This window comes from Pseudomonas sp. BF-R-01 (assembly GCF_019946615.1).
Classification (GTDB): Bacteria; Pseudomonadota; Gammaproteobacteria; order Pseudomonadales; family Pseudomonadaceae; genus Aquipseudomonas; species Aquipseudomonas migulae.
The window spans coordinates 23,895-45,265 of record NZ_JAGYFX010000023.1 but is presented as its reverse complement, the minus strand read 5'-3'; the positions used below and the strand labels follow the sequence as shown (position 1 = coordinate 45,265).

22 protein-coding genes and 1 other RNA gene are annotated in these 21,371 nt (G+C 59.2%); 6 read left to right on the top strand and 17 right to left on the bottom strand.

The annotated features are described in order from the left end of the window. Position 1: 1 nt before the first annotated feature. From mraY to rsmI, 9 genes are all read right to left on the bottom strand, one after another. Positions 2–1,084 (bottom strand): phospho-N-acetylmuramoyl-pentapeptide-transferase, encoded by a 1,083-nt coding sequence (mraY, locus tag KGB27_RS11495; protein ID WP_008025976.1) that lies wholly within the window; start codon positions 1,082–1,084, stop codon positions 2–4. Next, complete coding sequence (locus KGB27_RS11490; protein ID WP_223554535.1) at positions 1,084–2,451, bottom strand: UDP-N-acetylmuramoyl-tripeptide--D-alanyl-D-alanine ligase; 1,368 nt, start codon at positions 2,449–2,451, stop codon at positions 1,084–1,086. Before KGB27_RS11490 ends, mraY begins: the two co-directional genes overlap by 1 nt. Continuing rightward, positions 2,444–3,907, bottom strand: a complete 1,464-nt coding sequence (locus KGB27_RS11485) for a UDP-N-acetylmuramoyl-L-alanyl-D-glutamate--2,6-diaminopimelate ligase (RefSeq protein ID WP_223554533.1) — start codon at positions 3,905–3,907, stop codon at positions 2,444–2,446. The genes KGB27_RS11490 and KGB27_RS11485 overlap by 8 nt, the downstream gene beginning before the upstream one ends. Further along, on the bottom strand, positions 3,907–5,646 hold the full coding sequence (locus KGB27_RS11480; RefSeq protein ID WP_177318160.1) for a peptidoglycan D,D-transpeptidase FtsI family protein: 1,740 nt from the start codon (positions 5,644–5,646) through the stop codon (positions 3,907–3,909). The genes KGB27_RS11485 and KGB27_RS11480 overlap by 1 nt, the downstream gene beginning before the upstream one ends. Continuing rightward, positions 5,646–5,939 carry a cell division protein FtsL gene (gene ftsL / locus KGB27_RS11475; RefSeq protein ID WP_032828607.1) on the bottom strand — a complete coding sequence of 98 codons (294 nt, stop codon included), beginning with the start codon at positions 5,937–5,939 and terminating at the stop codon, positions 5,646–5,648. Before ftsL ends, KGB27_RS11480 begins: the two co-directional genes overlap by 1 nt. Continuing rightward, a complete protein-coding gene (gene rsmH, locus KGB27_RS11470) occupies positions 5,936–6,883 on the bottom strand; it encodes a 16S rRNA (cytosine(1402)-N(4))-methyltransferase RsmH (protein WP_008037287.1) in 948 nt (315 codons plus the stop codon). The genes ftsL and rsmH overlap by 4 nt, the downstream gene beginning before the upstream one ends. Continuing rightward, on the bottom strand, positions 6,880–7,335 hold the full coding sequence (gene mraZ / locus KGB27_RS11465; RefSeq protein ID WP_008025967.1) for a division/cell wall cluster transcriptional repressor MraZ: 456 nt from the start codon (positions 7,333–7,335) through the stop codon (positions 6,880–6,882). Before mraZ ends, rsmH begins: the two co-directional genes overlap by 4 nt. Before the next feature lie 353 nt (positions 7,336–7,688). Further along, positions 7,689–8,042: RNase P RNA component class A (gene rnpB / locus KGB27_RS11460), an RNA gene on the bottom strand. Between the two features lie 75 nt (positions 8,043–8,117). Continuing rightward, positions 8,118–9,023, bottom strand: a complete 906-nt coding sequence (gene rsmI, locus KGB27_RS11455) for a 16S rRNA (cytidine(1402)-2'-O)-methyltransferase (protein WP_223554531.1) — start codon at positions 9,021–9,023, stop codon at positions 8,118–8,120. A 176-nt stretch (positions 9,024–9,199) separates the two neighbouring features. Here rsmI and KGB27_RS11450 point away from each other — a divergent pair, with 176 nt between their 5' ends. The 4 genes from KGB27_RS11450 (at position 9,200) to KGB27_RS11435 (ending at position 12,646) form a co-directional block, all read left to right on the top strand. Further along, positions 9,200–11,011 (top strand): penicillin-binding protein activator, encoded by a 1,812-nt coding sequence (locus tag KGB27_RS11450; protein ID WP_008037284.1) that lies wholly within the window; start codon positions 9,200–9,202, stop codon positions 11,009–11,011. Beyond that, entirely contained in the window at positions 11,011–11,373 is a 363-nt protein-coding gene (locus tag KGB27_RS11445) for a YraN family protein (protein WP_008025963.1), read from the top strand. Before KGB27_RS11450 ends, KGB27_RS11445 begins: the two co-directional genes overlap by 1 nt. Positions 11,374–11,477: 104 nt before the next feature. After that, positions 11,478–12,071 (top strand): phosphoheptose isomerase, encoded by a 594-nt coding sequence (locus KGB27_RS11440; protein WP_008025961.1) that lies wholly within the window; start codon positions 11,478–11,480, stop codon positions 12,069–12,071. Further along, positions 12,068–12,646 (top strand): BON domain-containing protein, encoded by a 579-nt coding sequence (locus tag KGB27_RS11435; protein ID WP_008025960.1) that lies wholly within the window; start codon positions 12,068–12,070, stop codon positions 12,644–12,646. Before KGB27_RS11440 ends, KGB27_RS11435 begins: the two co-directional genes overlap by 4 nt. Before the next feature lie 152 nt (positions 12,647–12,798). Here KGB27_RS11435 and KGB27_RS11430 read toward each other — a convergent pair whose 3' ends face one another. The 7 genes from KGB27_RS11430 to rplM form a co-directional block, all read right to left on the bottom strand. Continuing rightward, positions 12,799–13,212: a ClpXP protease specificity-enhancing factor gene (locus KGB27_RS11430; RefSeq protein ID WP_008037283.1), complete on the bottom strand. Its 414-nt coding sequence runs from the start codon at positions 13,210–13,212 to the stop codon at positions 12,799–12,801. Between the two features lie 16 nt (positions 13,213–13,228). After that, positions 13,229–13,846, bottom strand: a complete 618-nt coding sequence (locus tag KGB27_RS11425) for a glutathione S-transferase N-terminal domain-containing protein (protein WP_007905304.1) — start codon at positions 13,844–13,846, stop codon at positions 13,229–13,231. 151 nt (positions 13,847–13,997) lie between these two features. Then, positions 13,998–14,780 (bottom strand): cytochrome c1, encoded by a 783-nt coding sequence (locus tag KGB27_RS11420; protein ID WP_008025956.1) that lies wholly within the window; start codon positions 14,778–14,780, stop codon positions 13,998–14,000. Next, positions 14,780–15,991, bottom strand: a complete 1,212-nt coding sequence (locus KGB27_RS11415; RefSeq protein WP_007943720.1) for a cytochrome b — start codon at positions 15,989–15,991, stop codon at positions 14,780–14,782. The genes KGB27_RS11420 and KGB27_RS11415 overlap by 1 nt, the downstream gene beginning before the upstream one ends. Next, complete coding sequence (gene petA, locus KGB27_RS11410; protein WP_008025954.1) at positions 15,991–16,584, bottom strand: ubiquinol-cytochrome c reductase iron-sulfur subunit; 594 nt, start codon at positions 16,582–16,584, stop codon at positions 15,991–15,993. Before petA ends, KGB27_RS11415 begins: the two co-directional genes overlap by 1 nt. Positions 16,585–16,851: 267 nt before the next feature. Then, a complete protein-coding gene (gene rpsI / locus KGB27_RS11405) occupies positions 16,852–17,244 on the bottom strand; it encodes a 30S ribosomal protein S9 (RefSeq protein ID WP_003228056.1) in 393 nt (130 codons plus the stop codon). A gap of 14 nt (positions 17,245–17,258) precedes the next feature. Continuing rightward, the gene (gene rplM / locus KGB27_RS11400) at positions 17,259–17,687 is read right to left on the bottom strand and encodes a 50S ribosomal protein L13 (protein ID WP_007905295.1); all 429 of its coding nucleotides are present in this window, start codon (positions 17,685–17,687) and stop codon (positions 17,259–17,261) included. 245 nt (positions 17,688–17,932) lie between these two features. Here rplM and KGB27_RS11395 point away from each other — a divergent pair, with 245 nt between their 5' ends. After that, positions 17,933–18,973 (top strand): NADP(H)-dependent aldo-keto reductase, encoded by a 1,041-nt coding sequence (locus KGB27_RS11395; protein WP_008025952.1) that lies wholly within the window; start codon positions 17,933–17,935, stop codon positions 18,971–18,973. 80 nt (positions 18,974–19,053) lie between these two features. On the opposite strand, the gene KGB27_RS11390 is transcribed toward KGB27_RS11395, so the two are convergent. Further along, complete coding sequence (locus KGB27_RS11390; RefSeq protein ID WP_192228963.1) at positions 19,054–20,190, bottom strand: acyl-CoA dehydrogenase family protein; 1,137 nt, start codon at positions 20,188–20,190, stop codon at positions 19,054–19,056. A gap of 244 nt (positions 20,191–20,434) precedes the next feature. Here KGB27_RS11390 and KGB27_RS11385 point away from each other — a divergent pair, with 244 nt between their 5' ends. After that, entirely contained in the window at positions 20,435–21,331 is an 897-nt protein-coding gene (locus KGB27_RS11385; protein WP_177318159.1) for a GlxA family transcriptional regulator, read from the top strand. Positions 21,332–21,371 lie beyond the last annotated feature (40 nt).

Genomic DNA, 21,371 nt, shown 5'->3' with positions numbered 1-21,371 from the left:
TCTACCTCAGCTTCAGGGTGGCAAGGCCGATCAGCACGAGAATCACGGTGATGATCCAGAAACGGACGATCACACGCGGCTCGGGCCAGCCCTTGAGTTCAAAGTGGTGGTGAATCGGTGCCATGCGGAACACACGGCGACCGGTCAGTTTGAAGGAGGCAACCTGAATGACGACTGACAGGGTCTCCATCACGAACACGCCGCCCATGATGAACAGGACGATTTCCTGGCGAACGATCACCGCGATGGTGCCCAGGGCCGCGCCCAGCGCCAGCGCACCGACGTCGCCCATGAAGACTTGTGCCGGGTAGGTGTTGAACCAGAGGAAGCCGAGGCCCGCACCGATCAACGCACCGCAGAACACGATCAGTTCACCGGCGCCGGGTACGTACGGGATCAGCAGGTATTCGGCGAATTTCACGTTACCCGACAGGTAGCAGAAGATCCCCAGACCACCACCGACCATCACGGTCGGCATGATCGCCAGGCCGTCGAGGCCGTCGGTCAGGTTGACCGCGTTGCTCGAACCGACGATCACGAAGTAAGTCAGCACGATGAAACCTGCGCCCAGCGGAATGCTGTAGTCCTTGAGCATTGGCAGGATCAGGGTGGTTTCGACCGGCGTCGCGGCGGTCATATAGAGGAAGATCGCCGCGCCGAGACCAAACACCGACTGCCAGAAATACTTCCAGCGGCTCGGCAGGCCTTTGGAGTTTTTCTCGATGACCTTGCGATAGTCATCGACCCAGCCGATGGCACCGAACAGCAACGTCACCAGCAACACGGTCCACACATAGCGGTTGCTCAGGTCAGCCCAGAGCAAGGTGCTGACGCCGATGGACGACAGGATCAGCGCGCCACCCATGGTCGGGGTGCCGGATTTGGACAGGTGCGATTGCGGGCCGTCGTTACGAACGGATTGACCGATCTGACGGTTCTGCAACGTGCGAATCATCCACGGGCCATAGCACAGCGACAAAACCAGCGCGGTCAGCACACCGAGAATCCCGCGCAGGGTCAGGTACTGAAAGACCGCGAAGCCTTTGTAGAACTGTTGCAGATACTCCGCTAGCAGCAGCAGCATTAATGTTTCTCCAGACTGGACCCGCACAAAGCGGCGACGATGTTTTCCATCGCAGCGCTGCGCGAGCCCTTGATCAAAATGGTGGTGTTTGTGTCTTGCTCGGCGCCGAGGGCCTTGATCAGTTCAGCCTGAGTGGTGAAGTGATAAGCCTGCTCGCCAAAAGCGTTTACGGCGTGAGTCATCAACGGCCCGACCGCGTAAAGCGCAGAAACCTTGCCACGGGCATACTCGCCCACGTCGCGGTGCCCCTGCTCCGCCCAGTCGCCCAACTCGCCGATATCCCCGAGCACCAGAACGGTGCGGCCGGAAAAGCCGGCGAGTATATCAACGGCCGCGCACATCGAGGTGGGGTTCGCGTTGTAAGTGTCATCGATCACGCGTATGCCATTGCTGGCCAGTTGCGCGACGGTACGGCCCTTGACCGGCTGCACCGCGCCGAGGCCGGTGGCGATGCCGGACAGCGACACGCCCAAGGCGTGCGCGGCAGCGGCGGCGGCCATGGCATTGGCAACGTTATGGGTGCCGAGCAGGTTCAGTTGAACGCGCTCCACACCGCCAGGACTGTGCAGATTGAACGCCGGGCAACCGCGCGCATCGCGATCCAGATCGCTGGCGTAGAAGTCGGCGCTGACGTTGCTCAGGGCAAAGGTCAGCACTTTGCGACCGGCGGCGCGGGTCTTCCAGATGTCGAAGGCCTTGTCGTCGAGATTGAGCACGGCGATGCCATCGTCCGCCAGCCCTTCAATAATCTCGCCCTTGGCTTCCACGATTTTTTCCGGCCCGCCGAACTCGCCGACGTGGGCGGTCCCGGCGTTGTTGAGCACGGCCACGTGGGGCTTGGTCATGCCAACGGTGTAGGCAATTTCGCCGAGCCGCGAAGCACCCAGCTCGATCACGGCGGCGGTATGTTCCGGCGCGAGTTCAAGCAAGGTCAGCGGCACGCCGAGGTCATTGTTCAGGTTGCCACGGGTCGCCAACACCGGACCGCGTGTGCGCAGGATGCTCGCAAGCATTTCCTTGACCGTGGTCTTGCCGCTGGAGCCGGTGATGGCGGCGACTGGGTGAGTAAACGCAGCACGGTTCATCGCCCCCAGTTGCCCCAGGGCCTGACGGGCGTCCTTGACCAGCAATTGCGGCAGCCCACTGTCGGGCACTTCGCGCTCGACCAGGGCAGCCACCGCGCCTTTGTTCGCCACATCATTCAGATAGTCATGGCCGTCGAAACGCGGGCCGGTCAAGGCAATAAACAGTTGGCCCGGCTTGATCGCACGGCTGTCGATGCTGACGCCATCGAACGTGGCATCGGCGATGATCATGCGGCCATTGAGCGCGCCAGTCAGTTCGCTCAGTTTCAAGTGTTTAAGCATGAGTCACCTCCCACGCGGTCAGTGCGCGATCAGCCTCGACCAGATCAGAGAAGTCATGACGCTGGCCGTTGATTTCCTGATAGTCCTCGTGACCTTTACCGGCCAGGACAATCACGTCATCCACCGAAGCACTGGCGATCAATTGCGCAATGGCCTGACCACGACCGGCGACGAACGTCACCTTATCCACGTTGGTGAAACCGGCGCGGATGTCATCGAAAATTACTGCAGGGTCTTCGGTGCGCGGATTGTCATCGGTGACCAGCACGCCGTCGGCAAGACGCTCGACCACTTCAGCCATCAGCGGGCGCTTGCCGCGATCGCGATCACCGCCGCAGCCGAACAGGCACAGCAAGCGACCTTTGGCATGCGGACGCAGGGCCATCAATACTTTTTCCAGCGCATCCGGGGTGTGGGCGTAATCGACCACCACCAGCGGCTGATTACCGCCGCCCAGGCGCTGCATTCGGCCGGCCGGGCCTTCGAGTTTCGGCAGGACCTTGAGGATTTCGTCCAGCGCGTAGTCGAGACCGAGCAAGGCACCGACCGCTGCCAGGACGTTGCTCAGGTTGAAGCGACCAAGCAAGGTGCTGCGCAGATGATGCTCGCCTTGCGGCGTGACCAACGTGGCGCGCACGCCTTCGTCGTCGAACTGCGCTTCGCGGCAAAACAGGTAGGCGCTGCTGTCGAGCAGGCTATAGGTGATCAAGCGCGACTCACGTTTTTCAGCAGCCAGTTGCCGGCCGAAATCGTCGTCGAGGTTCACCACCCGGCATTTCAGATCGTTCCAGTCGAACAGCTTGGCCTTGGCTTCGCCGTAGGCCTGCATGGTGCCGTGGTAATCCAGATGATCGCGGGACAGATTGGTCATCACCGCCACATCAAACGCCAATGCCGTTACACGGCCCTGATCCAGACCATGGGAAGACACTTCCATGGCCACGGCTTTGGCACCGGCCTTTTTCAGGTCGGCGAGGGTCGCTTGCACGGCGATCGGGTTCGGCGTGGTGTGCAGCCCGCTTTCCAGCGCGCCGTAGAAACCAGTGCCCAGTGTGCCGACAATGCCGCAATGCTGGCCGAGCAAATCCAGTGCTTGCGCCACCAATTGGGTCACGCTGGTTTTGCCGTTGGTGCCGGTCACGCCGACCAGGTTCAGGTGGCGGCTCGGTTCACCGTAGAAACGCCCGGCGATATCGGACAGCTGCGCCGCCAGGCCTTTGACCGGAATCAGCGGCACGTCGGTGATCGGCAGCACGGTTGCGCCTTCGACTTCATACGCCACGGCTGCAGCACCGCGCTGCAAGGCGTCGGCAATGTGCGCGCGACCGTCGAACTTGCCGCCAGGAACGGCAAGAAACAGATCGCCAGCCCGCACATTGCGGCTGTCCAGTGTCAGTTCGCGGATCAACAGATCGCGGCCAGCGTGGGCGAAAATCTTGTTCAGGCTCAGAGACATCAGCCGCGCCCTCCATTGGCTTTCAGCGGAACAACCGGTGTTGCATTGGCTTGCTGCACCGGCGGCAGGTTGTCCGGCGTGACGTTCATCAGGCGCAGGGTCCCGGACATCACTTTGCTGAACACCGGCGCCGATACCAGGCCACCGAAATAGCCGGCTTTGGTCGGTTCATCGATCACCACCACGATGGCGTATCGCGGGTCGCTCATCGGGCCGAAGCCTGCGAACAGCGAGCGGTAGGAATTCTCGGCATAGCCTTTGGTGCCGACCGACGTTTTACGCGCCGTACCGGACTTGCCGCCGACGTGATACGCCGGCACTTGCGCACGGAATACACCGCGCGGTGCTTCGATCACTTGTTGCAGCATGGTTTGCATGGTCTTGGCGACAGCTTCCGGCAGCACTTGCGTGGTTTGCGGCGCCTTGTCGGTCTTGATCAGGGTCAGTGGCGCGAGGCGACCGTTGTTGGCCAGGGCCGAGAAGGCGTGGACCAACTGGATCGCGGTCACGGAAATACCGTAGCCATAGGACAGCGTGGCGGTTTCAGCCTTGCGCCATTCGCGGTAGTTCGGCAGGTTGCCCACGCGCTCGCCCGGGAAGCCGAGGCCGGTGTCCTGGCCGAGGCCGACTTTCTGCGCCAGGCGGAAAATGGTTTCGCCGCCGATATCGAACGCGACCTTGCTCATGCCGACGTTACTGGAGTTGATCAGAATGCCGGTCAGGTCGAGTACCGGACCTTCGGTCTTCGATACGTCCTTGATGGTGTACTTGCCAATCTGCAGGCTGCCCGGGTACACCTCGACGGTGTCGGTCGGTTTCCAGCGGCCGGTTTCGATCGCGGCACTCATGGAGATCGCTTTCATGGTCGAACCCGGTTCGAACACGTCGATCATTGCGCGGTTACGCATCATCGCCGGTTGCAGGTTGCGACGGTTGTTCGGGTTGTAGGTCGGCTGGTTGACCATGGCGAGGATCTCGCCGGTCTTCACATCCATGATCACCAGGCTGCCGGCTTTCGCGCCGTTCTCGATGATCGCGTTGCGCAGCTCGCGGTTGGCCAGGTATTGCAAACGCAGGTCAATGGACAACGCCAAGGGCTTACCGGCCTTGGCGTTTTTGGTCACCTGAACATCTTTGATAAGTCGACCGCGCCGGTCCTTGATGACCTGCCGCTTGCCAGGGACACCGGCGAGCCATTCGTCATAGGCCAGCTCGACACCTTCACGACCGTGGTCATCAATGTCGGTAAAGCCGACCATATGAGCAGTCACTTCACCGGCCGGGTAGAAACGGCGGAATTCTTCGATGCCGTAGACGCCCGGCACTTTCAGGTCGAGCACGGACTGGCCTTGCTCAGGCGTCAGCCCGCGCACCAGATAGATAAATTCTTTATTAGCCTGAGCTTCGAGACGTTCGGCGAGGGCTTTCGGATCCTGACCCAACGCGGCCGCCAATGCTGGCCACTTCTCTTTGGCCGTTTGCATTTCCTTGGCGTTGGCCCACAGCGTGGTGACCGGAGTACTGACAGCCAAAGGCTCGCCGTTACGGTCGGTGATCAGACCACGGTGAGCCGGAATTGGAATATGACGAACGCTGCGCGCGTCGCCCTGGCCTTTCAGGAAGGCACGGTCGACCACTTGCAGGTCAATGATGCGCCAGCAAATTGCCGCGACCATGACGCCGAGCAAACCCACCACCAGGCGAAACCGCCATGGAAAGAGTGCGCCTTCGAGTTTCATCATGGCGCCACCATCTGCACGTCAGCGGCGCCAGGAATGTGCATCTTCAGTTGCTCGGTGGCCAGGACTTCGATGCGGCTGTGCGCCGTCCAGGTGCTCTGCTCGAGAATCAACCGGCCCCATTCCGCCTGCGCCTTGTCGCGCACGCTCAACTCGTTGTAAAGCGAGTTCAACAGCTGACGGTTCCAGTGGGCGCTGTACGACACGCCGATGGCCGACACGAGCACGCCAACAAACAGCAGGAGCATGAAAAAGCTTCCGCCGGGAAGTGGCTTGGCGAAAAGCTTGCTCACCGCAGCTTCTCCGCCACGCGCATGACGGCGCTACGGGAACGTGGGTTGGCTTTGAGTTCGGCCTCGGAGGCGGACTGCGCTTTGCCATGGATTTTGATTTTCGGTTCGAACGCGACGTGACGGACCGGCAGGTTGCGCGGCAGGTTGTCGGCTTCGCCTTTCACCAGTTTGCGCATGAACAGTTTGACGATGCGGTCTTCCAGCGAGTGAAAACTGATGACCACCAAGCGGCCACCGATTTCCAGGGATTCCAGCGCAGCTTCAAGGCCGGCTTCCAGATCGCCCAGTTCGTTGTTGACGTGAATACGCAGGCCCTGGAATGCACGGGTCGCAGGGTTCTTGCCCTTTTCCCATGCCGGGTTGGCGACTTTCAGGACTTCAGCCAGATCGCCGGTGCGTTCGAACGGCTTGATGTCGCGACGCTCGGCCACGGCACGGGCCATGCGCCCGGAGAAACGTTCTTCGCCGTATTCCTTGAACACCCGGGCGATTTCTTCCACCGGCGCGGTGTTGACGAATTCGGCAGCGCTGATCCCGCGGGACGGGTCCATGCGCATGTCCAGCGGGCCATCATTGAGGAAACTGAAACCGCGCTCAGGGTCGTCGAGCTGTGGCGAAGACACGCCCAGGTCAAGCAGAACACCGCTGACCTTGCCGGCCAGACCGCGTTCGGCGACTTCCGAACCGAGCTCGGCAAAGCTGCGCTGCACAACGACAAAGCGGCCGTCTTCGGCCGCTAGCGTCTGCCCGGTGGCAATCGCTTGAGGATCCTTGTCGAATCCCAGCAACCGACCCTCGGGACCAAGCTGGCTGAGGATCAACCGGCTGTGTCCGCCGCGCCCGAACGTGCCGTCCAGATAGCAGCCATCAGGACGTACGGCGAGAGCCTCGACGGCTTCGTCAAGCAGTACGGTGATGTGGTTAAAGCCGCTATCAATAGTCACAGGATCAAATCACGCAGTTCATCAGGCATGGCGCCCGGTTGTTGAATAGCAGCCAGGTCAGCGGCAGAAACCGCATCCCAGGCATCCTCGTCCCACAATTGGAACTTGTTCAGTTGGCCTACCAGCATCGCGCGCTTATCCAGCCGGGCATATTCACGAAGACGCGGCGGAACCAGGAAACGACCACTGCCATCGAGCTCGAGGTCGACGGCATTACCAATCAGTAAACGTTGCAGGCGGCGGTTCTCTTCGCGAAGCGAAGGCAGTGCGCGCAGTTTGGTTTCAATAATTTCCCACTCATCGAGGGGGTAAACACACAAACACGGATCAACGGCATCAATTGTGACGATAAGCTGACCGGAACTACGCGAAACGAGCTCGTCACGGTACCGGCTCGGCATGGCGAGACGGCCCTTTGCGTCGAGACTGATAGCGTTAGCTCCGCGAAACACGTCAGCGTTTCTCCAAATATTAGCGTTTTGCGTTCAAAAAACCCACTTCATGCCACTTTCCACCACTTGCGCACACTATAGGAATGCGGCCACCGCACCGTCAAGGCGCGGATTAAAGGAAAACCCTTACAGAACTGAGATTTAGGAGCGTATTGGGAGGGGTAACGGCAATCTGGCGGATGAATTTGCTCGATAACTTGAATCAGCACAGAAGGCTGCGTTCAGAAGTTAAAGTAGTTTGTTAAGAGTAAGATTTTTTCGGTATTACAAAAGAGGTTATGCGATTGATTGTGCAGGAGGGAAATTGCCATTACGAGCGCCCTGCTCAACGATTCAAACAGGGAGGGAAAAAGGTGGAGAGTCGATCTGTAAGCCGGGTTCTGTCTTGAACAGTCATTCGTCTACGATGGCCATCACTGGACATCTTTAGCAACCTACCCGGTCCCAGCGCGGGCCACGCCTTGGGACCCTATTTGGTCTTGCTCCAAGTGGGGTTTACCTAGCCACGAACTGTTGCCAGACGTGCGGTGCGCTCTTACCGCACCTTTTCACCCTTACCGGCGCCGAAGCGCTTAGGCGGTTATTTTCTGTGGCACTTTCCGTAGGCTCACGCCTCCCAGGCATTACCTGGCACTTCGCCCTATGGAGCCCGGACTTTCCTCCCCCCCCTAATTTTCATAGAGGGCAGCGACTGTCCGATCGACTCTCCGCCGCGAAGGTTAACGGCAGAGCGGCCGAAGAACAAGCGTTAAACGCCATCAGCCACGCCTACACGTCGGGATTTACTCGCCCTTCTGCTTATCCAACGCGACCTGATACAGGACATTCTTGCGTTCGCCGGTAATTTGCGCGGCCAATGCTGCGGCCCGCTTGAGTGGCATTTCTTCGAGCAACAGATTGAGGATGCGCATGGCTTCACTGCTGACGGCATCTTCCGTCTCGGGGGCAGACCAGCCCGCCACCAACACCACACACTCACCGCGCTGCTGATTGCTGTCCGACTCGACAAACTCGCGCAGCTCGGCCAATGGCAGGCCTTTCAGGGTTTCGAAGGTTTTGGTCAGTTCGCGCGCCAGCAACGCCAGACGCTCGCCACCGAAGACCAGCTCCATGTCTTGCAGGCATTCCAGGATCCGGTGCGGGGCCTCGTAGAAAATCAGCGTGCGCGCCTCTTCCTTTACCAACTCCAGACGAGCCCGACGACCGACCGCCTTGGCCGGCAGGAAGCCTTCGAAGATAAAACGGTCCGACGGCAAACCCGCCGCCGACAGCGCCGCAATCAATGCACAAGCCCCCGGGACCGGCACGACATTGATTCCGGCCGCACGGGCCTGACGCACCAGGTGATAACCCGGATCGGAGATCAGCGGCGTTCCGGCGTCGGAGATCAGCGCCACATCGTCACCGGCAAGCAGGCGGGTAATAAAGCGGCTACCTTCATCCCGCTCGTTGTGCTCGTGGCAAGCCGCCAGCGGCGTGGGGATGCCGAAATGCTGCATCAAACGCTGAGAATGACGGGTATCTTCGGCGGCGATCAATGCCACTTCGCGCAGGATCTTCAGTGCGCGCGCACTGATGTCGTCCAGGTTGCCGATGGGCGTCGCCACCACATAAAGCGAGCCAGCAGCGGAATTCAAAGCACCTGGAGCAGTCAAAGCGCACACCTCATGATCGGTAAAAGCCGCCATTGTAGCGCGTAGCGACGATTGCGATACGCGCAAGCAACCCCGGGTTTTTCAGGCTACGGTGCAGTGCTGCAACATTTGTACGAGCTAAATTGATCGATTCACGCCAGTAGCATCGCGCCCCGGCCAGTGCTTGGGTACAATTCCACGCTTATTTGATCGAGTATCAGGAACACTACATGATCGCTTGCCTGCGGCTGTTCACTGCCCTCTGCCTCGCTGCCTTGCTGGCGGCTTGCGCCAGCTCGCCCTCTTCCAGCCTTGGCGAACTTCCACGGACCCCGGATGCTAGTATCGAGCAACTGCTCGATCAGGCCGCCAAAAGCAAAACGCCGGAACAAGCCGCGCTGTTTCGCCTGAGCGCGGCCGACCTCGCTTATCGCCAGGGCAATGCCGGCCAGTCCGCGCAAATCCTGCAACAAGTGCCGGTCGAGCAACTCAAGCCAGGCCAACAGGTCTTCGCCAACACTCTGGCGGCCGAACTGGCCATGACCCGCAATCAGCCGAAAGCGGCGCTGACCGCTTTGAGCCATCCAAGCCTGCAACGCCTGGGTGAATTGCCGGAAGAACAACAGATTCGCACCGGCACCGTGCACGCTCGCGCCCTTGAGGCCGATGGCCAGACCCTCGCCGCCGCACGGGAGCGTATTTTCATCGCGCCGATGTTGAGCGGTGAAGCGGCAGGCAAAAACCACGAAGCGATCTGGACCCTGATCGCTTCGCTGCCAACCGACCAATTGCAGCCAACCACCAAGGACGACCTCGGTGGCTGGATGGGCCTGGCGCTGGCGGTTAAAACGGCCGGCACGCTTGAGCAGCAACAAGCTGCGATCGACAACTGGCGCGCCCAGAACCCTAAACACCCGGCCGCCATTCAGTTGCCGCTGTCACTGACCAAACTCAAGGAACTGGCCAGCCAGCCTCTGAGCAAGATCGCCCTGCTGCTGCCGCAAGACGGCCCGCTGGCATCGGTTGGCAAAGCGCTTCGCGAAGGTTTCATGGCAGCGCACTACCAGGCTCAACAGGCCGGCCAGAAGCCGCCTGCCATCGAGTTCTATGACAGCTCGCGCCTGACTTCCCTTGACGAGTTCTACCGCAAGGCTCAGGCCGATGGCGTGCAACTGGTCGTCGGCCCGCTGGAAAAACCACTGGTCAAACAGCTCAGCACTCGCCCGCAGCTGCCGATCACGACCCTGGCGCTGAACTACAGCGAAGGCGAACAAGGCCCGGCCCAGTTGTTCCAGTTCGGTCTTGCCGCTGAAGACGAAGCCCGCGAAGTGTCCCGTCGCGCTCGCGCCGATGGCCTGCATCGCGCCGCGATCATGGTGCCAAAAGGCGAATGGGGCGACCGCGTACTCCGAGCGTTCAGCCAGGACTGGCAGGCAAACGGCGGCAGCATCGTTGCCACCGAGCGCGTTGATCAGCCAGTGCAACTGGCCCAGCAGATTGCCGACATGTTCCAGCTGCGCCAGAGCGAAGGTCGTGCCAAGAGCCTGCAAAGCACCGTCGGTTCGCAGGTCGCTGCCCAGCCTTCGCGTCGCCAGGACATCGAGTTCATCTTCCTGGCCGCCACACCTCAGCAAGCCCAGCAGATCAAACCGACCCTGAACTTCCAATACGCAGGCGATGTGCCGGTTTACGCCACCTCCCACGTATTCAGTGCCAGCGGCGACGTGAACCAGTACAACGACATGAACGGCATTCGCTTCTGCGAAACCCCATGGTTGCTGGACGCCAATGACCCGCTGCGCAAGCAAGTGACCACACAATGGCCACAAGCCGCCGGCAGCCTGGGTCGTTTGTATGCGATGGGCGTCGACGCCTACCGCCTGGCTCCGCGCCTGGGGCAACTCAAGGCGCTGCCGGACAGCCGCATCGAAGGTCAATCGGGTAGCCTGGGCATGACTCAGAACCAGCGCGTCGTGCGCCAGTTGCCGTGGGCACAGTTCGCCAACGGCCAGGTTCAACGCCTTCCGGACACCCCGCGCTGATGCCTGACCGGTCACGCCAGCAAAGTGGTAAAGATGCCGAGCGCCATGCGCTCGAGCATCTGCAACAACAGGGTCTGCGCCTGCTGGCGCAGAACTGGTTGTGTAAACGCGGCGAGCTTGATCTGGTCATGCTTGATGGCGATACAGTAGTATTCGTTGAAGTTCGCTACAGAAAAAACACTCAATGGGGTGGCGCGCTCGATAGCATCGATGAGCGCAAACGGCAGAAACTGATTTTTGCCGCGCAGTATTTTCTTCAGCGCGAGTCGCGTTGGGCCAATTCCCCTTGCCGTTTCGACGTGGTTGCCATCGACAGCAGCCTCGATCAGTTGAACTGGCTGCAGAATGCCTTCGACAGCTGATCGCGTGCGTCCCGAACCGGACACTTTCACCCGACAATTTTGCTCTTTGCTTTGCGGGCTGCACATTCATGTGCCGAGTAGCCGCGCTAATTAAGGTCACACAGATGGACATGCAATCCCGAATTCGCCAGCTTTTTCAGGCCAGTATCGACACCAAGCAAATGGCGATGGACGTACTTGCACCGCACATCGAGCAAGCCAGCCAAGTGATGGTCAACGCCCTGCTCAACGAGGGCAAAATGCTCTCCTGCGGCAACGGCGGTTCCGCGGGCGATGCCCAGCATTTTTCGTCCGAACTGCTCAACCGCTTCGAACGTGAGCGTCCGAGCCTGCCGGCCATCGCGTTGACTACCGACAGCTCGACGATCACCTCGATCGCCAACGACTACAGCTACAACGAAATCTTCTCCAAGCAGATCCGCGCACTCGGCCAGCCGGGCGACGTACTGCTGGCGATTTCCACCAGCGGCAACTCGGCGAACATTATTCAAGCGATCCAGGCCGCACATGATCGCGAAATGATTGTCGTAGCATTGACGGGCCGCGATGGCGGCGGCATGGCGTCGCTGCTATTGCCCGAGGACGTCGAGATTCGCGTACCGGCCAACGTCACCGCACGTATTCAGGAAGTCCACCTGCTGGCGATCCATTGCCTTTGCGATTTGATCGACAGCCAACTGTTCGGGAGTGAAGAATGACCCCTAATCGCCTAGGCCTTCTGGCCTTGACCCTGTGCCTCGGCATCAGCGGCTGCACCTCGGTGGTGAATGCCAGCCGTGAAGCGCCGATCGATGATGATCGCGGCACACGCACCTTAGGCAGCAAGATCGACGACTCTCTGATCGACACCAAAGTCGGCGTGAACATCGCCAAGGCCGATCCAGCCCTGGACAACGATTCGCACATCGTCGTCACCAGCTTCAACGGCGTCGTACTGCTCGCCGGCCAAACGCCGCGCGCCGACCTCAAGGCCAAGGCCGAACAGGCCGCTGCCGCCGTCCAGCGCGTGAAAACGGTGCACAACGAACTGCAGGTGCTGCCGCCTTCCGGCTTCCTTGCCCGCCAGAACGACACCTGGCTGACCTCCAAGATCAAAACCCAGATGCTCACCGACCCGAACATCCCGGGCTCGCGCATCAAGGTTGTCACTGAAAACGGCATCGTCTATTTGCTGGGCCTGCTGACCAAGCAGGAAGCCGCCCAGGCGACCAATCTGGTGCAGGGTGTTTCCGGCGTGCAGAAGATTGTGAAGCTGTTTGAGTACATCGACTGATACTAGCGGCGATCTAGAGACCGCCCTCGACCTGTAGGAGCACGGCTTGCCGGCGAAGGCGATTTCGAGGACGCCTTCGCCGGCAAACGGAACACCGCCCGGCCGCTCCTACAGGCAATAAAAAAGGCGATCCTTTCGGATCGCCTTTTTTATTACTTCACCACTTTCAAACTTGGCCGACCGCTTGGGCGCGGCGGCTCACTGTCCGGCGGCGGAAGATCATCATCCGGCTCGATCTCTTCCTCGTCCTCCATAGGCGATTCCAGATCGAACACCATGCCCTGACCGTTCTCCCGGGCGTAAATGCCCAGGATCGATGCGATAGGCACGTACAGGGTGTGCGGCACGCCACCGAAGCGCCCCTCGAAGCTGACTGCTTCGTTATCCATGTGCAGATGACGCACGGCGGCCGGCGATACGTTCAGGACAATCTGTCCGTCACTGGCAAAACCCTGAGGCACCTGCACCGACGGATACTCGGAATTGACCAGCATGTGCGGGGTGCAATCGTTGTCCACAATCCACTCGTAGAGCGCGCGGACCAGATAAGGTCGACTGGAGTTCATAGCGGCTCCTTAAGCCTTAGCGCATATCGCGTTCGACGCCAGACAGACTTGCCTGGAAAGCCTCACGCGCAAACGAGCGCTCCATATAATCAAGCAACGGCTTGGCGGGCCGTGGCAGTTCAATACCCAAAATCGGCAAACGCCAGAGTATTGGTAGTAGGCAGCAATCCACCAGACTTTGTTCCTCGCTGAGGAAAAACGGCTTGTCGGCGAACAGCGGCGACACGCCAGTCAGGCTTTCGCGCAGCTCTTTACGAGCAACGACACGGGCAGCTTCCTTGGTCCGCGAATCCAGAATCAGATCCACCAGACCACACCAGTCACGCTGAATACGATGAATCAGCAAACGGCTGTTGGCACGCGCCACTGGATAAACCGGCAGCAAAGGCGGATGCGGGTAACGCTCATCCAGATATTCCATCACCACGGTCGACTCCCACAACGCCAGGTCACGATCGACCAGGGTGGGCAGGCTTCCGTAAGGGTTCACCTCAATCAGTTTAGGCGGCTGGCGGCCAGCTTCCACGTAAATGATCTCGGCGCTGACACCCTTCTCTGCAAGTACGATGCGCACTCGGTGGGAATAGTGGTCGGCGGGGTCGGAGTAACAGGCCAACCGATTGGTCACGCCCATGGCGGTCCTCCTCGCTTGTTGAAATTATCGGAAGCGGAAAAACGAGCGCGCCCAGAGGGCGTCTCCCGTAACGCCTGGATAAACCAGACTCGTTACACCTTCAGAGACGCCCTTGGGCGCGCGCGATTAACAGCAATTGCTTGAAACTTTATCAGTGCACATCTTTCCAGTATTCGCGCTTGAGCAAGTAGGCGAATACGAAGAAGAACGCCAGGTACAGCAAGACGTAGGTACCAATGCGCTGATGCTGCAGCTTAACCGGGTTAGCCGAGTAAGCGAGGAAGGTTACCAGATTCTTGACCTTCTCATCGAACTGCTCTTCGGTCAGAGCACCGCTCTTCGGCACGATGGTCAGCTGATCGCACGCTTCATGAGTCAGCGCGGTACCGGTCAGCGGATCATATTGCTTCTTGCCGTCTTCGACGATCTGGACCTGTTTGCAACCGACGACCTGACGACCTTGCAGGCCCACCAGGACGTTCGGCATGCCCACGTTCGGGAAGACCTTGTTGTTCACGCCCCAAGGACGCGACGGATCTTCGTAGAACGATTTCAGGTAGCCGTAGAGCCAGTCCGTACCGCGAACACGAGCCACCAGGGTCAGGTCAGGCGGTGCAGCACCGAACCAGGTCTTGGCGTCAGCCGGCTGCATGCCGATGCTCATGTGGTCGCCGATCTTGGCGCCAGTGAACACCAGCTTCGACAGCATCAGATCGTGAGGAATGCCCAGATCGTCGGCAACACGCTCATAGCGCTGGAACTTGGCGCTGTGGCAGCCCATGCAGTAGTTGGCGAATGTACGCGCCCCATCTTGCATGGCGGCCTTGTCGGAAACGTCGATGTCGACCTTTTCCAACTCAGGACCACCGTGCTCGGCAGCGAAGGACAGTACAGGCAAAGCAGCAAGAATCAGTACAGCAAATAGCTTTTTCATCAGCCAGTCACCCTTTCCGGAACCGGTTTGGTCTTCTCGAGCCTGGTGTAGAAAGGCATCAGAATGAAGTAGGCGAAGTACAGGAAAGTACACACCTGCGACAGCAACGTACGACCTGGAGTCGGTGCCAGAACACCCAGCACGCCCAGAATCACGAACGAGATGCAGAACACCCAGAGCCAGATTTTGCTCAACCAGCCTTTGTAGCGCATCGACTTGACCGGGCTACGGTCCAGCCATGGCAGGACGAACAGTACAGCAATGGCCGCACCCATGGCGATAACGCCCAGGAGCTTGTCCGGAACCGCCCGCAGAATCGCGTAGAACGGTGTGAAGTACCAGACCGGAGCAATGTGCTCTGGGGTCTTGAACGCGTTCGCCACTTCAAAGTTCGGCTTCTCGAGGAAGTAGCCGCCCATTTCCGGGAAGAAGAACACGATCGAGCAGAAGATGAACAGGAACACCACCACGCCGACGATATCTTTCACGGTGTAGTACGGGTGGAAGGCAATGCCGTCCAGCGGTACGCCGTTTTCGTCTTTGTATTTCTTGATGTCCACGCCGTCCGGGTTGTTCGAGCCGACTTCGTGCAGCGCCAGAACGTGCAGCACCACCAGACCGAGAATCACGATCGGCAGGGCAACAACGTGCAGGGCAAAGAAGCGGTTCAGCGTGATACCGGAAATCAGGTAGTCACCACGGATCCACTGAGTCAGGTCGTTACCGATGACCGGGATCGCACCGAACAGCGAGATGATCACCTGGGCACCCCAGTAGGACATCTGGCCCCACGGCAACAGGTAACCCATGAAGGCTTCCGCCATCAGCGCCAGGTAGATCAGCATGCCGAAGACCCACACCAGCTCACGCGGCTTCTGGTACGAACCGTAGAGCAAGCCACGGAACATGTGCAGATAAACCACGATGAAGAACGCCGAAGCGCCGGTGGAGTGCAGCAGACGCAGAATCGAGCCGTACTCGACGTCACGCATGATGTATTCGACGGAAGCAAACGCTTCTTCCGCCGACGGGGTGTAGCTCATGGTCAGCCAGACACCGGTAACGATCTGGTTGACCAGAACGAGCAGCGCCAGGGAACCAAAGAAGTAGAAGAAGTTGAAGTTCTTCGGGGCGTAGTACTTGCTGAGATGGTCTTCCCACATTTTGGTCGCGGGAAAGCGCGCATCAACCCAATCCATGAACTTGCTCATCACGCTTTCTCCGTATCGACGCCAATGACAATAATCTCATTGGTCTCATAGGAATGCGGGGGAACTGGCAGGTTCAAAGGCGCAGGTTGCGACTTGTAGACGCGGCCAGCCAGATCGTAGTGGGAACCGTGGCACGGGCAGAAATAGCCGCCTACCCAGTCCTTGCCCAGATCAGCAGGTGCCACTTCGGGACGGAAGGTCGGCGAGCAACCCAAGTGCGTACAGATACCGATCAGCAGCAGAACCTCTGGCTTGATCGAACGCGTAACCGGGTCGACATAGGTCGGTTGTGTCGAGTTCTTGGAGGTCGGGTCAGCCAGCTGGCCCTCGATCTTTTTCAGATTCCCCAGGATTTCCTCGGTACGGCGGACAATGAACACCGGCTGACCGCGCCACTCAGCAATCATCTGCTGGCCTGGCTCGATTTTGCTGACATTCACTTTCACCGGTGCACCTGCGGCTTTCGCCTTGGCACTGGGAAACCATGACCCCACGAACGGGACCGCAGCCCCCACCGCTCCTGCAGCACCCACCACGGATGTGGCTGCTACCAAGAAGCGACGCCGGCCTGCATTCACGCCGTCATTGCTCATTCAGTCCTCTCCCATCAGCTTTGTGGCCTGTTAAATCAGGCATCTACTAAGTAAAACTATGTACTTATAAAAATTTTGCCGAATGGTAATGAAAAGCCCCAATTCTGACAAGGTAATTACCGAAGGGCTCCACTGCCAAGCCTTGTAGTATAGGGGCTCTGCGGATGTGGCAAGTTGTCACAGAGCAATTCTTTGATAAATCGCACCCATAAAAAAACGCCCAGCTCCGTGAGGAAACTGGGCGTTCTTTTTGAACGTGAAAGCGAATTAACGCTTCGAGTACTGCGGGCGCTTACGCGCTTTACGCAGACCGACTTTCTTACGTTCAACTTCACGGGCGTCGCGGGTAACGAAGCCAGCTTTGCGCAGAGCGCTACGCAGGGTTTCGTCGTAGTCCATCAGAGCGCGAGTGATGCCGTGGCGGATTGCGCCAGCTTGACCACTTACACCACCGCCGATCACGGTGACGTAGATGTCGAACTTCTCGACAGTCTCAGTCAATTCCAGCGGCTGACGAACTACCATGCGGGCAGTTTCGCGGCCGAAGAAATTATCCAGCGAACGGTTGTTGATGGAGATGTTACCAGTACCCGGACGCAGGAAAACGCGTGCGGTTGCGGTCTTGCGACGGCCAGTGCCGTAATTTTGAGTCGCCGACATAATGAACTATTCCGTTAAAACTTCAGTTCTTGGGGCTGCTGAGCAGTATGAGGGTGTACAGCGCCCGCATAGACTTTCAGCTTACGATACATGTCGCGACCCAGCGGGTTCTTAGGCAGCATGCCTTTGACCGCGGTCTCGATCACGCGCTCAGGGGCTTTAGCGATCAGCTTTTCGAAGTTGATCGACTTGATGCCGCCCGGGAAACCGGAGTGGGAGTAGTAGATTTTGTCGGTGGTTTTAGCACCGGTTACACGAATCTGCTCGGCATTGATAACGACGATGTAATCGCCGGTGTCAACGTGAGGAGTGTACTCAGCTTTATGCTTGCCACGCAGACGGCTCGCGATTTCGGTGGCCAGACGACCCAGGGTCTGACCTGCAGCGTCGACGACAAACCAGTCGCGCTGTACTGTTTCCGGTTTAGCAGTAAAAGTTTTCATTCTTTATAGCCTCAGGGGCCGCCCTGTAAATTAGACGGCGGATCTTACTGAATAGTGCGTACTTTGACAAGTCAAAGGCAGCCGGATACAGACGCTTTCGGGGGCTCGGGTCGGCGCGTCCGTTCAACGGCAAGATTCTTCGGCGGCGGCGCATCACTTCCACTGCAGAAAGAGGTGCGCAATTATGCAGATTGCGAAAAATATTTCAACCTGCTTTTATGATTGTTTTGCCCAAGGAGCACCTGATGGATTATCGACAGCTAGGCCGAACCAATCTGAACGTGAGCGCCATCTGCCTCGGAACCATGACCTGGGGCGAGCAAAACAGTGAAGCTGAAGCCTTCGCTCAGATTGAACGGGCCAAAAGCGCCGGCATCAATTTCATCGACACCGCCGAGATGTACCCGGTACCACCGAAAGCTGAAACCTACGCCACCACCGAGCGCTACATCGGCAATTATTTCAAAAGCCGCGGTGATCGCGCCGACTGGATCCTGGCCAGCAAGATCGCCGGCCCCGGCAACACCATCGACTACATCCGCGACAAAAACCTGCGCCACAACCGCCAGCACATCACCGAAGCCGTGGATGCGAGCCTCAAGCGCCTGCAGACCGACTACATCGACCTCTATCAATTGCACTGGCCGGAGCGCAGCACCAATTTCTTCGGTCAACTGGGCTACAAACACAAGAGCGAAGCGAACCTGACCCCGCTGGAGGACACCCTCGAAGCGCTGGACGAACAGGTCAAGGCCGGCAAGATCCGCCACATCGGCCTGTCCAACGAAACACCGTGGGGCACCATGCGTTTCCTGGCACTGGCCGAAGCCCGTGGCTGGCCGCGTGCAGTGTCGATCCAGAACCCGTACAACCTGCTCAACCGCAGCTTCGAAGTCGGCCTGGCGGAAATCGCCATCCGCGAACAGTGCGGCCTGCTGGCCTATTCGCCGCTGGCGTTCGGTTTCCTGTCGGGCAAGTACGAAGGTGGCGCGCGTCCGCCGAAAGGTCGCCTGAGCCTCTACAGCCGCTTCAGCCGCTATTTCAATCCACAGTCGGAAGCCGCCTGCAGCCGTTATGTGGCGCTGGCCCGCGAGCATGGTCTGGACCCGGCGCAAATGGCCTTGGCGTTTGTAACGCAGCAGCCGTTCGTGACCAGCAACATCATCGGCGCGACGACGCTGGAACAACTGGACAGCAACATTGCCAGCTTCGAGCTGAAACTTTCCGATGAAGTGCTGGCGGGGATCGAGGCGATCCACAAGGATCACCCGAATCCAGCACCGTAACCCGCACATGTAGGAGCTGGCTTGCCAGCGATCAAAGACGATGCGGTGCCGCGCCGAACCGATCGCCGGCAAGCCGGCTCCTACAGTGACCGCGCAATAATCTCCTTCATGATTTCGTTGGTGCCGGCATAAATCCGCTGCACCCGCGCATCCGCCCACGCCCGGGCGATCGGGTATTCCCACATGAACCCGTAGCCGCCATGCAACTGCACGCACTCGTCGAGCACCTTGCATTGCAGGTCCGTGCCCCAATACTTGGCCATCGCCGCCGTCGGCACATCGAGCTTGCCTTGCAGGTGCAACTCCAGGCAACGATCGACGAAGACCCGGCCAATCTGGATCTCGGTCGCCATCTCCGCCAGCTTGAAGCGGGTGTTCTGGAAGTCGGCAATCGCCTTGCCGAACGCCTTGCGCTCGCGGGTGTATTCCAGCGTCCATTGCAGCGCAGCCTCAGCCGATGCCAGCCCGCCAACAGCAACCGTCAGACGCTCTTGCGGCAATTCCTGCATCAGATACGCGAAGCCCATCCCGGCCTGGCCCAGCAGGTTTTCTTTCGGCACGCGAACATCCTGGAAGAACAGCTCCGAGGTGTCCTGCGCTTTCATGCCGACTTTTTCCAGGCGCTTGCCCTTGGCAAAACCCGGTGTGTCGGCCTCGACCAGAAACAGGCTGGTGCCCTTCGCGCCTGCCTTCGGATCGGTCTTGGCCACGACAATCACCAGATCCGCGAGATAGCCGTTGGTGATGAATGTCTTCGAACCGTTGATCACATATTCATCGCCATCGAGCACCGCCGTGGTTTTCACCCCTTGCAGGTCGGAACCGGCACCCGGCTCGGTCATGGCAATCGCGGTGACCATCTCGCCGGACACCAGTTTTGGCAGGTATTTGTGTTTCAGCGCTTCGCTGCCGTAATGCAGGATGTACGGCGCGACGATGTCGGAATGCAGGGAAAAACCGATCCCGGTCAGCCCCAGACGCCCCACCTCTTCGATCACCACCGCACTGTAGAGAAAATCCGCTCCCAGCCCGCCGTACTCTTCCGGCAGGTGTGAACAGAGCATCCCCGCCTCCCCTGCCTTGTTCCAGAGTTGGCGGTCGATATAGCCTTGTTTTTCCCATTGCCCATGAAACGGCACGGCCTCTTTTTCGAGGAAGGTTCGCACGCTGTCGCGAAAAAGTTCGTGCTCGGAACTGAACAAGGTTCTGGGGATCATGCGGCACCTGTCGTTATTGTTAGAAGGAATAGACCTTCAGAGACTAAGCCTCGCTTCCGATACAGGACACTGGACACATCCGACAAAAAATAAGACGATCCAGCCGTCTGGTGACCACTTTCCCCTATAAGAATAAAGTTGAATTATGTCTAACCAAGTCTCCACGCCCTTGCGGCGCGTCAGCATCCTGGCTATCGACCGGGTTTTCGCTTCCACCCTCATGCAAGCCAAGGATTTCTTCCACCTGGCCAGCCTGCGTTACGGCAAACAACTGGGCCAGGGCCTGACACCGGCGTTCGAAACGCGCCTGGTCAGCCCCGACGGCAAACCGGTCAACAGCTTCAGCGACGTGATCATGCCGGTGGACGGCGGCCTGGAAAACGCTGACGTCATCATCCTCCCGGCGTTCTGGGACGATTTCGAAACCCTTTGCCAACGTTACCCACAGATCCTGCCGTGGTTGCGCCAGCAGCATGCGCGCGGCGCGGTACTGTGCGGAGAGGCCACCGGGGTGTTCTGGCTCGCCGAAGCCGGGCTGCTCGACGGCAAGGAAGCGACCACTTACTGGCGCTTCTTCAATGCCTTTGCCGAGCGTTTCCCGAGGGTTTATCTCAATCAGGACAAGCATCTGACCGACGCCGACAACCTCTATTGCGCCGGCGGCACCACGTCGGCGTGCGATCTCTATATCTATCTGATCGAGCGTTTCTGCGGCGCCAACGTGGCCCAGGCCGTGGCCCGCGACATTCTCTATGAAGTGCAACGCAGCTACTCGCCGGGACGCATCGGTTTCGGTGGCCAGAAGCTGCACCAGGACGTGATCATCCTGCAGATCCAGCACTGGCTCGAAGAGCACTTCGCCGACAAGTTCCGCTTCGAAGACGTTGCCCGCGAGCACGGCATGAGCATCCGCAACTTCATGCGCCGCTTCCAGACCGCCACCGGCGACAAGCCGCTGCATTACCTGCAACGCCTGCGCATTGAAACGGCAAAGGGCTTGCTGTCCGGCAGCCGCAAGAGCATCAAGACCATCAGTTATGAAGTCGGCTACGACGATGCGAGCTTCTTCGCGCGGCTGTTCCGCCAGCACACCGAGTTGTCGCCGAACCAGTATCGGCAGCAGTTTCAGCAAGCGGCGTGAAACCCCGCAAACCCTGTAGGAGCACAGCTTGCTGGCGATG

What these genes read in the sequence shown, in the direction of transcription:
- KGB27_RS11490 (WP_223554535.1), bottom strand. Translation starts at nt 2,451, where the DNA reads ATGCTTAAACACTTGAAACTGAGCGAACTGACTGGCGCGCTCAATGGC.
- rsmI (WP_223554531.1), bottom strand. Translation starts at nt 9,023, where the DNA reads ATGGCGGCTTTTACCGATCATGAGGTGTGCGCTTTGACTGCTCCAGGT.
- petA (WP_008025954.1), bottom strand. Translation starts at nt 16,584, where the DNA reads ATGAGCAATGACGGCGTGAATGCAGGCCGGCGTCGCTTCTTGGTAGCA.
- KGB27_RS11485 (WP_223554533.1), bottom strand. Translation starts at nt 3,907, where the DNA reads ATGTCTCTGAGCCTGAACAAGATTTTCGCCCACGCTGGCCGCGATCTG.
- rpsI (WP_003228056.1), bottom strand. Translation starts at nt 17,244, where the DNA reads ATGTCGGCGACTCAAAATTACGGCACTGGCCGTCGCAAGACCGCAACC.
- KGB27_RS11415 (WP_007943720.1), bottom strand. Translation starts at nt 15,991, where the DNA reads ATGAGCAAGTTCATGGATTGGGTTGATGCGCGCTTTCCCGCGACCAAA.
- KGB27_RS11425 (WP_007905304.1), bottom strand. Translation starts at nt 13,846, where the DNA reads ATGGGCGTGACCAATCGGTTGGCCTGTTACTCCGACCCCGCCGACCAC.
- KGB27_RS11435 (WP_008025960.1), top strand. Translation starts at nt 12,068, where the DNA reads ATGACCCCTAATCGCCTAGGCCTTCTGGCCTTGACCCTGTGCCTCGGC.
- KGB27_RS11420 (WP_008025956.1), bottom strand. Translation starts at nt 14,780, where the DNA reads ATGAAAAAGCTATTTGCTGTACTGATTCTTGCTGCTTTGCCTGTACTG.
- mraY (WP_008025976.1), bottom strand. Translation starts at nt 1,084, where the DNA reads ATGCTGCTGCTGCTAGCGGAGTATCTGCAACAGTTCTACAAAGGCTTC.
- KGB27_RS11430 (WP_008037283.1), bottom strand. Translation starts at nt 13,212, where the DNA reads ATGAACTCCAGTCGACCTTATCTGGTCCGCGCGCTCTACGAGTGGATT.
- KGB27_RS11440 (WP_008025961.1), top strand. Translation starts at nt 11,478, where the DNA reads ATGGACATGCAATCCCGAATTCGCCAGCTTTTTCAGGCCAGTATCGAC.
- KGB27_RS11390 (WP_192228963.1), bottom strand. Translation starts at nt 20,190, where the DNA reads ATGATCCCCAGAACCTTGTTCAGTTCCGAGCACGAACTTTTTCGCGAC.
- KGB27_RS11445 (WP_008025963.1), top strand. Translation starts at nt 11,011, where the DNA reads ATGCCTGACCGGTCACGCCAGCAAAGTGGTAAAGATGCCGAGCGCCAT.
- KGB27_RS11480 (WP_177318160.1), bottom strand. Translation starts at nt 5,646, where the DNA reads ATGAAACTCGAAGGCGCACTCTTTCCATGGCGGTTTCGCCTGGTGGTG.
- rplM (WP_007905295.1), bottom strand. Translation starts at nt 17,687, where the DNA reads ATGAAAACTTTTACTGCTAAACCGGAAACAGTACAGCGCGACTGGTTT.
- KGB27_RS11450 (WP_008037284.1), top strand. Translation starts at nt 9,200, where the DNA reads ATGATCGCTTGCCTGCGGCTGTTCACTGCCCTCTGCCTCGCTGCCTTG.
- KGB27_RS11395 (WP_008025952.1), top strand. Translation starts at nt 17,933, where the DNA reads ATGGATTATCGACAGCTAGGCCGAACCAATCTGAACGTGAGCGCCATC.